Origin of the sequence: Sphingomonas sp. HDW15A, assembly GCF_011301715.1 — a bacterium.
Taxonomy (GTDB): Bacteria; Pseudomonadota; Alphaproteobacteria; order Sphingomonadales; family Sphingomonadaceae; genus Sphingomicrobium.
The window spans coordinates 81,990-93,962 of the sequence record NZ_CP049870.1 but is presented as its reverse complement, the minus strand read 5'-3'; the positions used below and the strand labels follow the sequence as shown (position 1 = coordinate 93,962).

Below are 11,973 nucleotides of genomic sequence, written 5' to 3'. Positions count from 1 at the left end.
TGAGCGATTCCGGGGCGTTGGGCTCCCGCGGTGGCAGCGAATCAATCGTCATTTCCCGAGTCGCGATCATCGGAAGGGCGCCAAACCCGAATTCCATTGCCGCCCTGTAACTCGGCGCTAGGGTTGCGAGCCATGAAGATCGCTTGCATCGGCGGAGGGCCAGCCGGGCTCTATTTCGCGATTTCCATGAAACTGAGAAATCGGGATCATCAGATCGATGTCTTCGAGCGCAACGCGCGCGGTGTCACCTTCGGATGGGGCGTCGTGTTCTCAGACCAGACGCTGGAGAATCTTCAGGCCAACGACCCCGACTCCGCCCAGAGCATCGCTGAGGGCTTTGCGCACTGGGATGATATTGAGGTCCATCTTCGCGGACAGGTCGAACGCTCGTCAGGTCACGGTTTCGTGGGAATCGGGCGAAAGGACCTGCTGGAGATTCTCTCGCACCGCGCAGAGCAGCTGGGGGTATCGCTCCACTTCGGGACGGAATGCGACCTCGACCTCACCCTCACTGAATATGACCTCGTAATTGCAGCCGACGGAATCAACAGCCGCATTCGCGATCGCATGGCCGATGCCTTCCAAGTCGAGGTCGAAACCCGCGCCAACAAGTTCATTTGGCTGGGAACGGACAAGCTGTTCGACGCCTTCACCTTCGCTTTTGAAGAAACCGAAGCCGGCTGGATCTGGGCCCACGCCTACCGGTTCTCCGACGACTGCTCGACGTTCATCGTCGAATGTTCGGAGCAAACCTGGAAGGGGCTTGGCCTCGACAGAATGGATTCCGAGGAATCGATCGCGCTGTGCGAGAATATTTTCGCCCGATACTTGGGCGGCCATCGGCTGATCTCCAACGCTGCCCATTTGCGGGGATCGGCGGCCTGGCTCAATTTCAAGCGAATTTCCTGCCGAAAGTGGAGTGCAGGGAAGATCGTTCTCCTTGGCGATGCTGCCCATACGGCGCACTTCTCAATCGGCTCTGGGACGAAGCTCGCGCTAGAAGACGCCATCAAGCTGGCCGAAGTGCTCAACCGGCCATCTCTCGCGCCGGAAGAAGCGCTAGCCGAATATCAGGAGGAACGCGCGCTTGAGGTGGTCAAACTTCAGAACAGTGCGCGCAACTCCACGGAATGGTTCGAAACGGTGGAGCGGTACCTTGGCTTTGAACCGTGGCAGTTCGCTTATTCGCTGATGACCCGCAGCCAGCGGATCAGTCACGAGAATTTGCGGCTTCGCGACAAGGCATGGCTCGGCGGGATCGAAAAACGCTTCTGGGAGAAGGCCACAGGCTCCGAACGGGCAGCACCGCCGATGTTCGCGCCATTCCGCTTGCGACAGATGGACATCGCCAATCGCGTCGTTGTTTCGCCGATGGCGACTTATTCAGCGGTCGAGGGCGTCCCGAACGACTTTCACCTTGTCCACTACGGGTCGCGGGCCATGGGCGGCGCGGGGCTGGTATTCACGGAAATGACCTGCGTGTCGCCAACCGGACGTATCACGCCCGGCTGCACGGGATTGTGGAGCGACGAGCAGACGGAGGCATGGCAGCGGATAACGAACTATGCGCACCAGCATGGCGAAGCGAAGATCTGTCTTCAGCTAGGCCATTCGGGCGGCAAGGGCTCCACCCAGCTAGGATGGGAGAAGATGGACGCTCCACTGGCGCAGGGTAATTGGCCGCTGATCGCCGCAAGCGATGTCCCATGGGCTCCGACCAGTCAGGTGCCGAGGCCAATGACTCGAAAGGACATGGATCTCGTTCGCGACCAGTTCGTAGCCGCAACCCGGCGCGGCATCGAAGCGGGATTCGACATGATCGAGCTTCATGCGGCCCACGGTTATTTGCTTTCCAGCTTCATCACGCCGCTCCAGAACCGGCGTACCGACGACTATGGCGGCACCTTGGCGAACCGGCTGCGTTTTCCGCTCGAGATATTTCGAGCGATGCGAGACGCCTGGCCTCAGGAACGGCCCATGTCCGTTCGAATTTCCGCCACCGACTGGGCTGGCGACGACGGCGTTACTCCGGACGAGGCAGTAGAAATCGCTCGCGCGTTTGCCGATGCTGGAGCGGACCTCATCGACGTGTCGGCAGGCCAGACTTGGGCGGACGCCAAGCCGGTGTACGGTCGAATGTTCCAGACGCCCTTCTCGGACAAGATCCGGAATGAGGCCAAGCTTGCGACTATGGCGGTCGGCAACATCACCGAGTTCGATCACGCCAATGCAATCCTCGCTTCGGGCCGGGCTGACCTTGTCGCACTTGCAAGGCCGCACCTGATCGATCCGATGTGGACGCTTAGGGCTGCTGCGTCCCAGGACTATCGTGAGATCTTCGTTCCCCCGCCATATCTCAATGGCATGGCGCAACTGTCGCGTTTGCTGCAGCGGGAGGCGGAGCTGAAGAGGCAGCCGTGAGCGGGCGCCATTCGTTCGAAACATCGGCCGAGCGAGCCCGGGCCGCAGCCGCCGCGATCGCAGTGAACCTGTTCGTTGGAATTGCTTTCGTCACCGGGCTCGCGCTTCGCGAAGACGACCGCCGCGAAAATATTCTGGAAACTTACGACGTGGCTTTGCCGCCTCCGCCCCGGCCGCTCACGGAACGGCGAAAAGTGGAGCACAAGGTCCGGCAGGAGGAAGGTGTCGAAGGCAAGAAGGCCGAGCCCAGCCCTGTCGTAGCCCTGCCTTCCCCCCTCCCCCGACCGACACCGGTCATCGCTGCGCCGACGCCCGGCACCGGAAGCAATCCGTCGACCGGAAATGCGGACAGCGGGACGGGGCCGGGAGCCGGCGGGTCGGGGCTGGAACGGGTGGAAGTGGAACCGGCCTCGGTGCCGGCCGGACCGGCGCGCTGCTCGTGGCAGGACGGATAAGCAACCGCGACTATCGCGCGATCGCAGGCCGCGACATCGAGCAGGGTACAGCTGTCTTCACCCTGCTGGTAGACACCAATGGCCGGGTCGCCCGCTGTCGAACGGCGACCAGCAGCGGGAGCGCGCGGATCGATTCAACGCTTTGCGACATGCTGACGAGACGGCTTCGCTTCCGCCCAGCCCGCGAAGCGGACGGCACCTTATTGTATCAGGACGTCAACTACGTCGCACGTTGGGGCCGCTAGTGCCGGCTAGCCAGCGTCGACCCAGTGCCCAGCTTGGCTAACGCCTGTGCGTCGCGTCCGTATACATCGCGATAGTAGGCGATCTTACCCTCTTCCGGCACGGCGGTGAGATAGGTGATGAAAACCGGCACCGGATCCTTCATGTCGACATGCTGTTCCGGCGCCGCCCCCGAGGGTTCGAGCGCTCGGCCATGCAGCCAGCGAGCCAAGCGTGGCGCATCTTCAAGCCTGACACAGCCGCCACTGAACATTCGCGACGCCTCGGCAAGAAGCTCCTTTTGCGGCGTGTCGTGGAGATAGACGCCCTGCGAATTCGGAAACATGAATTTCATCTGCCCCATGGCGTTCTCGGGGCCCGGCAGCTGGCGGACCCGGATTTCCGCCCGGCCATCGGCGACCGTCTGCCAGTCGATTGTCGCGGGATCGAGTATCCGGGCGTCGTCGCCCCAGCTCGACAGGACCTGATAGCCCTTCTTCTCGAGATAGGAGAGGCCTTCTTTCACAACGTTCGGAGCAATCCGCTCCGCAGTGAGATCGGGCGGCACGTTCCAATATGGGTTCAGGGAAGTGTAGCGAATAAAGGCCGCCATCATCGGCGTGGCCTGGGTCCGCTTGCCCACGACCACCTTCATCGAGTCGACCTCGCGCGCACCGTCGTAAAGCGTCAGCCGGGCAGCGGAGGCGTTGACGATGAGATAGCGCCCGATCGGCATCGGAAGTACGCGCGCGCGTTCGAGATTCAAGCGCAGAACCTGGTCCTGCCCGCTCTTCTGACCGCCGCTCAGAAGAGCATCGCGCAGTCCGACGTAAACCGGGTTCATCCACCGCATTTCCGCGATGTATTCGCGCTGAGAGCCTGCCGAGGCGAAGTCATTGAGCAGCTTTTCGGGCGACGCAGCGGCAGGTCTTAGACTCTGGTCGACCCAGATCATCTCACCCGTGGAGTCGCGGCGCAGGTCGCGCGCGAAGCGGACCAGGACTTCGCTGAACAGGCGGTCCGCGCGCGCAATCGACGGGAAATCTTTCGCCTGCAAGCCGCGTATCGCATCTTCCAAGGCGGCGATCGGGTAGGATTGCGGGTTAAGCCCATCTGCATCGGCGCTTCGCAACAGTTCGATGAACGCCGTGGCAGCCGAGGTGTCGGTCAGTGTGGGACCGAACCAGATCAGCCGGCCACCGCGCGTAGCGTAGAAACTTTCAATGGAAGGCGCCGCGACTTCGGCAGCGACGTAGGCCGACGCCGTGCTCGCCAGCGGCGCTTGCGCGACCACGACAGCGAAGGCTGCCAACATGAAACGCGCCGGACGCGAAAGGCGTCCGGCGCGAGTCACGTTCAAGGGCAGACCCTTGATGATCGTTAGCCCCGCTCACCAGAATAGGTGGACGGCGGCATCGTGGACGCCGGCGGATTCGTCGTTGGCGTGCCCTGATAATATTGGCCGTTGTAGGTATAGCCGTCGACTCGGCCGTCGCGGTTCTGGTCAGCCCAGATCGCACCGGCGAGACCGCCGACTACAGCACCGGCAATCGCGCCCTCGAGAACGCTAACGCCGGGAATGACGGCTCCAGCAGCCGCGCCGAGCGCGCCGCCAGCGACAGCGCCGGTAGCTGCGCCGCCAAGAACCGACGGGCGACCCTGGTAATAGGTGCCGTTCTGCGTGTAGCCGTCGGCATAACCGTCATTGTTGGAATCCGACCAGACCGCGCCCGCGAGTCCGCCGACCGCTGCACCAACCACTGCGCCTTCAATCGGGCTTACGCCGCCAACGACAGCGCCGAGCGCCGCGCCGCCGGCCGCGCCGACAGCAGCACCCGTTCCAACGTCCGCAAGGCGGGCATCGTCGACCGAGGTGCAAGCCGCCAGCGAAAGTGTGCCGGCCATCAGGGCGGCAGCAAAAGTTTTCTTCATTATCGATCTCCCTCATTTGTCCTTGCGCGATCGCTGAGTGCGCCAGACCCCCGCCCTCGAGCCGGCAGCGACCACGCGGCGAATGAACGACGCTTTTCCGTTCCGGTTCCGAATCCTCATGAGAATGCGATGCGGCGCCGTAACGACGCGCCGAAAGGTTTTAGAGGATGTAGCGCATCTTGAGGTGGAGTGCGCCGTGGCCCTTCAAGGTGAAACTGCACTCCTTGAACGTCGGGGCCCGCGGCCGAAGTGGGGGGTTCTGTGAGAAAGCGAAGCCTTCGCGAGGCATCCCCACCATCTTGTCGAGTATCCCATTGCCGTTGGCATCGTGGAAGGCCGCCACGGCATAATCGCCGTCGGGAATGTTAGAAAACTCGTAACGAATCGCGCCCTTCCGAGCGGGAATCGATGCCTTTTGCGATCCTGGGGCACAGACGGGGAAAGCGTCGGCGCGACCCGTCAGGCAGATATGCACAACCCCTTTCGAGTCACGCAGCCCGTCGATCTCCACTGCGATCGAGTGACTGGCCTGCTGGCTTTGCCCGCCGGCTTGAGATGCGGCCGGGCTCGAAACTGCCAAGGCCGCGATCAGTGCCGCAGAGGCGATCCCAGAAGCGGAAGTAGAGGCCATAATTGCACTTGTTCCTTTGGTGATGAAGCTGATGATGGCTTGCAGTTATCAGCCACTTTCCTGCCGCTCCTTGAACCAGAGCTTTAGGAAACATCTCCCAGCCCATGTGATTCGTGATGCCCATCACCGTCATAATGATCAGAACAACTAGAAGCGCGCCGACGTGAATGGGAATGGTGAGAACGAGCGCGGGAATTACGACCGCGCCCGTCAGCGTTTCCCACGGATGGAAGCTCATGGCTGCCCACGCCGTGGGAGGGTGGCTCGCATGATGAACGGAATGGGCGCGGCGATAGATCCACGGAACGTGCATCAGGCGATGAGTCCAGTAAAACCACGCGTCGTGTATCAGCAGATAGGCGAGGACGGAGGCGGGAATCCACCACAGGGGGTAAGCATCTGCTCGAGTATAAATTTGCGTCCAGCCCCGCTCCTGCCACCCCCAGGCGACAATTCCGGCAGGGATTCCGTAGATCGCTGCGCTGACCAGGGACCAGAAAATCTCCGAACGGATCTGGCCGTCGAGACCGCGATACAGGCCGGGCTTGCGATATCTGGTAAGCAGGGCGAAGCCGCCGCTCGACAGCAAGTAGCGGCCGGCCATGATCGCTGTCATCGCCGCAGCAGCTGCGGCGGCGGGCCAAAAGGTGGACAGATTTGCCGTCATCGACGGTTCCCTTACCAGTGGCTTCCCCCTATGGCGAGAAGATGGAGCGACGCGATCCTCTGGTCATCGTCGGTGGAGGACTGGCCGGGGCTCTTGCAGCTTTAGCCCTTGCGGAGCGTCGGCCCGAGTTGCCGCTGCTTCTGGTCGAGGGCGGAGAGACTTTCGGCGGAAATCACGTCTGGTCCTATTTCGACGGCGACCTCGATCCCGATGGAGCCGCGGTGGTCGCGCCCCTACGGCCTGCGCGCTGGCCATCACATCAGGTCCATTTCCCCAACCGCGTCCGCAACCTTGGCTTCGGCTACAATAGCATTCATTCCGAGAATCTCGATCGGCTGGTGCGAAAGCGGCTCGATCCGAAGCAATATCGCGTCGGAACAAGGATCGCGTCGATTGGGACAGAGGGGATCACGGTGGATGGCGGAGGGGCCGTTCGGGCATGCGGAGTCATCGACGCGCGCGGGCCGTCGGAGAAGATGCCAGGCCTCGAGCTCGCGTGGCAGAAGTTCGTTGGGATCGAGCTTCGGTCCGAAGCTCACGGCTTAGCCACGCCGATCATCATGGACGCGACGGTCGAACAGATCGACGGCTATCGCTTTTTATATTCACTGCCGTTCAGCGAGGACCGGTTGCTGATCGAGGATACGTATTACTCGGACACTGCCAAGCTGAACCTTGGAACGATTAAGCGACGGATCCACGATTATGCGGCGAGCAATGGTTGGAACGGCGAAGAGATTCGGGAAGAAATCGGGGTTCTACCTGTGCTCCTCGATGGTGACCCTGACGCCTTCTGGCCGAAAGAGGATCCTGTGCCGCGGTTGGGAATTGCGGGTGGCTTTTTCCACCCGACGACCGGCTACTCGCTGCCGCTGGCGGTATCGAACGCCATGGCACTGGCACGCCTCGACGACTTTTCCGGTCCCGCACTGGCCAGATGGACTCGAAGCCGTTTTCTCGATCACTGGCGCGCCGGCCGCTTTTTCCGCGCATTAAACCGAATGTTGTTCCGGGCCGCAAAGCCTCATGAAAGGGTACGTGTGTTCGAACATTTTTATCGCCTCCCGGACGACATGATCGGCCGATTCTACGCCGGAAGACTTTCATTCGCTGACAAGCTGCGGGTTCTCACCGGGAAGCCGCCGGTGCCCGTAGGACGCGCCCTAAAGGCGCTTGCCGCATGACCCGGCCCCGCTCAGCAATCGTAATCGGCGCGGGTTTCGGCGGTCTCGCGCTGGCCATCCGTCTTCAATCGGCGGGGATCGCGACGACGATTATCGAGGCGCGCGACAAGCCGGGTGGACGGGCCTACGTCTGGAGGAAAGACGGCTTCACCTTCGACGCCGGTCCGACGGTGATTACCGACCCGGATTGCCTGGAGGAATTGTGGGCACTGTCCGGGCACAAGCTGGCCGACGACGTGACGCTGGAACCGGTAATGCCCTTCTATAGACTGATGTGGAACGACGGGACGATCTTCGACTATTCGAACGACGATGCCAGCCTGACGAAGCAAATCGCGGCGCTTAATCCCGCCGACGTGGACGGTTACCGCAAGTTCCTGCGCTACTCCGCCGGCGTCTTCGAGGAGGGCTACGTCAAGCTCGGCGCAGTGCCGTTCCTCGACTTCGCTTCGATGATCAAGGCGGCACCGGCGCTGGCTCGCTACCAGGCATGGCGGAGCGTGTATTCGATCGTCGCAAGCTTCGTGAAGAACGAGAAGCTGCGTGAAGCGCTGAGCTTCCATACCTTGCTGGTCGGCGGCAACCCGATGAACACCAGCAGCATCTACGCCCTCATTCACAAGCTGGAGCGCGATGGCGGCGTGTGGTTCGCGAAAGGCGGCACCAACGCGCTGATCGCTGGCATGGTGAACCTGTTTGAACGCCTCGGCGGGACTCTTCGGCTCGATGAACCCGTCGAGGAAATCACGACGGCTGGCGACCGCGTTACCGGCGTGAGGACTGCCAAGGGGACGCTGGCCGCCGACATCGTCGCGACCAATGGCGACGTCGTCCACAGCTACGGCCTGATCAAGAGCCATCGCCGTGGCACGACGATGGAAAAGAGGCTCAAGCGGAGGAAATTCTCCCCCAGCCTGTTTGTCGTCCACTTCGGACTGGACGGCGATTTCCCGGATATCGCGCATCATTCGATTCTGTTCTCGGATCGTTACGGCCCTCTACTCGACGACATCTACAAGCATGGCGTGCTAGCTAGCGATCCCTCGCTCTACCTGCACAAGCCAACCGCCACCGACCCATCGATGGCCCCGCCGGGTTGCTCGACCTTTTATGCGCTCGCTCCCGTCCCGCATCGCGGCAAGATGGACCGCGACTGGGATGTGGAGGGTGCCGCCTATCGCGAAGTCGTGCTCGACCGGATCGAGAAATTGCTGATCCCTGACATCCGCCAGCGTATCCGGACCATCTTCCATTACACGCCGGCGGATTTCGAAACCGACCTAGGCGCACATCTGGGCAGCGCTTTCTCCCTTGAGCCCGTGCTGACGCAGAGCGCCTATTTCCGGGTCCACAATCGCGATGACGTGCTCGAAAATCTTTATTTCGTCGGAGCTGGCACTCATCCCGGCGCGGGAATTCCAGGTGTGGTCGGCAGCGCGAAGGCAACGGCGGGCCTGATCGTCGGATGAGCGATGCGCCGGACCGAGCGGCACTCGTCATTGCCGCTCAGGAAATCATTGCCCGCGGCTCGAAAAGCTTTCGAAGCGCCTCGGCGCTGTTCGATGAAAGAACGCGCGAACGGGCGTGGTTACTTTACGCGTGGTGCCGCGCCTGCGACGACCTGATCGACGGACAGGTACTGGGCCACCACATGACGGCGCCGGCCAATCCCAAGACGGCGTACCGGAAGATTGTTTCGCTGACCGACCGGGCACTGGCCGGCGAGACCACCGGAGTCGCGCCCTTCGATGCCTTCGGTATCGTCGCCCGCGAATGCGAAATTCCGCCGCGCGCAGCGCACGACCATCTCGACGGCTTCGCCCTTGACGCTAAGGGGTGGCGGCCAGACACTACCGATGACCTGCTGCGCTACTGTTTTCACGTCGCCGGAGCGGTTGGCGTGATGATGGCGCTGGTGATGGGTGTGGACCCCGAAGACAAGGATACGCTCGATCGCGCCAGCGATCTCGGAATTGCCTTTCAGCTTGCCAACATTGCCCGCGATATCGTCGCCGACGCGCGCGAAGGCCGCGTTTATCTGCCTCAGGAGTGGCTCGCCGATGCCGAGCTTGATGAGAAAGCGCTCGCCGATCCCGCCAATGGCGACGGCATTGCATCGCTAGCCGCCCGCCTCGTCGATCTGTCGCGAGCGTACCGGGCCTCGGCACGGGTGGGCGCCCGCCGCCTTCCTCTGCGCTCACGCCTGGCGGTGCTGGCAGCGTCGAACGTCTACGGCGCGATCGGGGAAAAGGTGGTCTCGCGCGGATCCTCCGCCTGGCAGAGCCGAACCATCGTGACCGATTCCGAAAAGCTCGAGGAATTTGCACTCGCGCTGGCGCAAGCTGTCTGGCCTGCTCCCAATGCTAAGCGGGAAGGTCTGTGGACCCGGCCGGCCTGATCCCGGCCGGCTTGCGCAAGCGGGCCTCGCTTTCGGCCAATTGCCTCTTGAGCGTGTCGATCCGCGGCGCCACCAGGAAGCCGAAGCTGATGCCGTGCTTCTTGCTTTCGAGTGCATGATGCATCCGGTGCGCTTGCACAATCCGCTTCATGTAAGTGGAACGGGGCACGTAGGTGTGGCCTACTCGCTTGTGGACGATCACGTCGTGGAAGCCGAAATAGATTGCTCCGTACGTCGCGATTCCAACACCGACGGCGGTCGCCCAGTCGCCCCAGCCCGCGACCGTTCCACCATAGATCAGAACGATCGAAGGGATGGCGAAAATTGCGCCGTAAAGATCATTGAGTTCGAACTGGCCCGTACGCGGCCGATGGTGACTCTTGTGAAGCACCCAACCGGGACCATGCATCACCCAACGATGCATGACGTAGGCGAATCCCTCCATGAACGCGACGGTCGCCAGCCAGATCAGAATGAGATAATACATCGGCCCCCATATAGCAGGCGAGATTTGAACGCCGCCAGCCTTACCGGTCTCTTTTCCGCTCGACATTGACCGAGATCAACTGTCGCCGCCCCTGTTCCGGATGCATATCCCCAGAGCCCCGCCTGAGTGCCGGAAAAGGGGCAATTGACCTTTCGCCAGCCGTCAACCAACGTTCGTGCACATCCGTTGGATGGGACGTGCACTGCCGCGGCCTGATCCTCAATCAGCAGTAGGACCGCATATGCTCGCACGTTGCTCGATCGCCTGCCTTCTTCTCTCGGCCAGCGCCATGGCCCTGGCCCAGGAACAGGCGCCGCCCGAGCCTTCGAGCAGCGAGGCGGCGACAAAGCATGTTCCGCCGCCCACGACTATGGATCCCGCGCCCGCAAAGATGGATCCGCCCAAATGGAATGTAATGCAGCCGCGCGGGCTGACGACCCGTAAGGTGCCCATCAACACCGATGAGGGCACATGGATGAATGTCGATGTATCTCCGGACGGGAGCCGGGTCGCGTTCGACATGCTTGGTGACATATACGTCATGCCGATCACGGGCGGCACCCCGCAACGGGTTGCGGAGGGCCTCGCTTACGAACAGCAGCCGCGCTGGTCGCCGGACGGAAGCCGTATCGCGTTCGTGTCCGACCGTGGCGGCGGCGACAATATCTGGATCATGGGCGCCGACGGATCGAACAAGAAGCAACTGACGAAGGAAGACTTCCGGCTGATGAACCAGCCGAGTTGGAGCCCAGACGGACGCTACATCGTTGCAAAGAAGCACTTCACCACCGCGCGCTCCCTTGGGACAGGTGAGGTCTGGCTATTCCATGTCGATGGCGGCGGCGGCGTCCAACTCGTCAAGCGGCCCAACGAGAAGCATCAGAAGGAGCTCGGGGAGCCGACTTTCTCCGCAGATGGCAAGAACGTCTATTTCACTCGAAACGTGACGCCTGGCGGCATCTTCGAATACGCGCAGGACTCCAACACCGAGCTGTTCGCTATCGAGCGCTACGAGCTTGCGACCGGCCAGACCCATCGGGTAACCGCAGGCGCTGGCGGTGCCGTTCGCCCGACGCCGTCACCCGACGGAAAGTATCTCGCATTCGTCCGGCGCGAACGAGCCAAGTCCAAGCTCTATGTACGCGATCTCGCCACCGGTAACGAACGCAAGATCTACGACGCGCTGGACCAGGACATGCAGGAGACGTGGGCTGTCACCGGCGTCTATCCGAATATGGACTGGACCGCGGACAGTCGCGATGTCGTGTTTTGGGCTGGCGGAAAGCTTCGCCGAGCCAGGGTCGACGGAAGCGGCTCGAGCGAAATCCCGTTCCGGGTGAATGACGACCGAATCGTTGCAAACTCGGTCCACCCGACGATCGAAGTCGCCCCGGCAAGCTTCGAAACCAAGATGATTCGTTGGGCGCAGGTGTCGCCCAGCGGCCGCGATGTCGTTTTCGAATCCCTTGGCAAGTTGTGGATCCGCCCGGTCAGCGGCGGCGCCCCGAGACGGCTGACCCGCGGCAATGAAGACCGGTTCGAGGCGTACCCGTCCTGGTCACGCGACGGCCGTTCG

11 protein-coding genes are annotated in these 11,973 nt (G+C 62.1%); 6 read left to right on the top strand and 5 right to left on the bottom strand.

Annotation, left to right across the window (positions count from 1 at the left end):
- Positions 1-132: 132 nt before the first annotated feature.
- Genes G7076_RS00535 through G7076_RS00525 form a run of 3 tightly spaced genes read left to right on the top strand, consistent with a single transcriptional unit; the run spans position 133 to position 3,121 of the window.
- On the top strand, positions 133-2,421 hold the full coding sequence (locus G7076_RS00535) for a bifunctional salicylyl-CoA 5-hydroxylase/oxidoreductase (RefSeq protein ID WP_166199483.1): 2,289 nt from the start codon (positions 133-135) through the stop codon (positions 2,419-2,421).
- On the top strand, positions 2,418-2,876 hold the full coding sequence (locus G7076_RS00530) for a hypothetical protein (protein WP_166199481.1): 459 nt from the start codon (positions 2,418-2,420) through the stop codon (positions 2,874-2,876). The genes G7076_RS00535 and G7076_RS00530 overlap by 4 nt, the downstream gene beginning before the upstream one ends.
- A complete protein-coding gene (locus tag G7076_RS00525) occupies positions 2,861-3,121 on the top strand; it encodes an energy transducer TonB (RefSeq protein WP_166199480.1) in 261 nt (86 codons plus the stop codon). Before G7076_RS00530 ends, G7076_RS00525 begins: the two co-directional genes overlap by 16 nt.
- On the opposite strand, the gene G7076_RS00520 is transcribed toward G7076_RS00525, so the two are convergent.
- The 4 genes from G7076_RS00520 to G7076_RS00505 form a co-directional block, all read right to left on the bottom strand.
- Positions 3,118-4,413 (bottom strand): L,D-transpeptidase family protein, encoded by a 1,296-nt coding sequence (locus G7076_RS00520; protein WP_166199478.1) that lies wholly within the window; start codon positions 4,411-4,413, stop codon positions 3,118-3,120. The genes G7076_RS00525 and G7076_RS00520 overlap by 4 nt on opposite strands.
- Before the next feature lie 65 nt (positions 4,414-4,478).
- The gene (locus G7076_RS00515) at positions 4,479-5,030 is read right to left on the bottom strand and encodes a YMGG-like glycine zipper-containing protein (RefSeq protein WP_166199476.1); all 552 of its coding nucleotides are present in this window, start codon (positions 5,028-5,030) and stop codon (positions 4,479-4,481) included.
- A 160-nt stretch (positions 5,031-5,190) separates the two neighbouring features.
- Positions 5,191-5,505: a DUF2141 domain-containing protein gene (locus tag G7076_RS00510; protein ID WP_166199474.1), complete on the bottom strand. Its 315-nt coding sequence runs from the start codon at positions 5,503-5,505 to the stop codon at positions 5,191-5,193.
- A 13-nt stretch (positions 5,506-5,518) separates the two neighbouring features.
- Entirely contained in the window at positions 5,519-6,328 is an 810-nt protein-coding gene (locus G7076_RS00505; RefSeq protein ID WP_166199472.1) for a sterol desaturase family protein, read from the bottom strand.
- Between the two features lie 41 nt (positions 6,329-6,369).
- Between G7076_RS00505 and crtY the strand changes: the two genes are divergently transcribed.
- The 3 genes from crtY to G7076_RS00490 are packed head-to-tail and all read left to right on the top strand — an operon-like array spanning position 6,370 to position 9,910.
- Complete coding sequence (crtY, locus tag G7076_RS00500) at positions 6,370-7,512, top strand: lycopene beta-cyclase CrtY (RefSeq protein WP_166199470.1); 1,143 nt, start codon at positions 6,370-6,372, stop codon at positions 7,510-7,512.
- Positions 7,509-8,981, top strand: a complete 1,473-nt coding sequence (locus tag G7076_RS00495; protein WP_166199468.1) for a phytoene desaturase — start codon at positions 7,509-7,511, stop codon at positions 8,979-8,981. The genes crtY and G7076_RS00495 overlap by 4 nt, the downstream gene beginning before the upstream one ends.
- Positions 8,978-9,910: a phytoene/squalene synthase family protein gene (locus G7076_RS00490; RefSeq protein ID WP_166199466.1), complete on the top strand. Its 933-nt coding sequence runs from the start codon at positions 8,978-8,980 to the stop codon at positions 9,908-9,910. The genes G7076_RS00495 and G7076_RS00490 overlap by 4 nt, the downstream gene beginning before the upstream one ends.
- Here G7076_RS00490 and G7076_RS00485 read toward each other — a convergent pair.
- Positions 9,876-10,397 carry a sterol desaturase family protein gene (locus tag G7076_RS00485; protein WP_166199464.1) on the bottom strand — a complete coding sequence of 174 codons (522 nt, stop codon included), beginning with the start codon at positions 10,395-10,397 and terminating at the stop codon, positions 9,876-9,878. The two genes, G7076_RS00490 and G7076_RS00485, sit on opposite strands and share 35 nt — an antisense overlap.
- Positions 10,398-11,973: the final 1,576 nt, after the last annotated feature.

What these genes read in the sequence shown, in the direction of transcription:
- G7076_RS00520 (WP_166199478.1), bottom strand. Translation starts at nt 4,413, where the DNA reads ATGTTGGCAGCCTTCGCTGTCGTGGTCGCGCAAGCGCCGCTGGCGAGC.
- G7076_RS00515 (WP_166199476.1), bottom strand. Translation starts at nt 5,030, where the DNA reads ATGAAGAAAACTTTTGCTGCCGCCCTGATGGCCGGCACACTTTCGCTG.
- crtY (WP_166199470.1), top strand. Translation starts at nt 6,370, where the DNA reads ATGGAGCGACGCGATCCTCTGGTCATCGTCGGTGGAGGACTGGCCGGG.
- G7076_RS00490 (WP_166199466.1), top strand. Translation starts at nt 8,978, where the DNA reads ATGAGCGATGCGCCGGACCGAGCGGCACTCGTCATTGCCGCTCAGGAA.
- G7076_RS00535 (WP_166199483.1), top strand. Translation starts at nt 133, where the DNA reads ATGAAGATCGCTTGCATCGGCGGAGGGCCAGCCGGGCTCTATTTCGCG.
- G7076_RS00495 (WP_166199468.1), top strand. Translation starts at nt 7,509, where the DNA reads ATGACCCGGCCCCGCTCAGCAATCGTAATCGGCGCGGGTTTCGGCGGT.
- G7076_RS00505 (WP_166199472.1), bottom strand. Translation starts at nt 6,328, where the DNA reads ATGACGGCAAATCTGTCCACCTTTTGGCCCGCCGCCGCAGCTGCTGCG.
- G7076_RS00485 (WP_166199464.1), bottom strand. Translation starts at nt 10,397, where the DNA reads ATGTATTATCTCATTCTGATCTGGCTGGCGACCGTCGCGTTCATGGAG.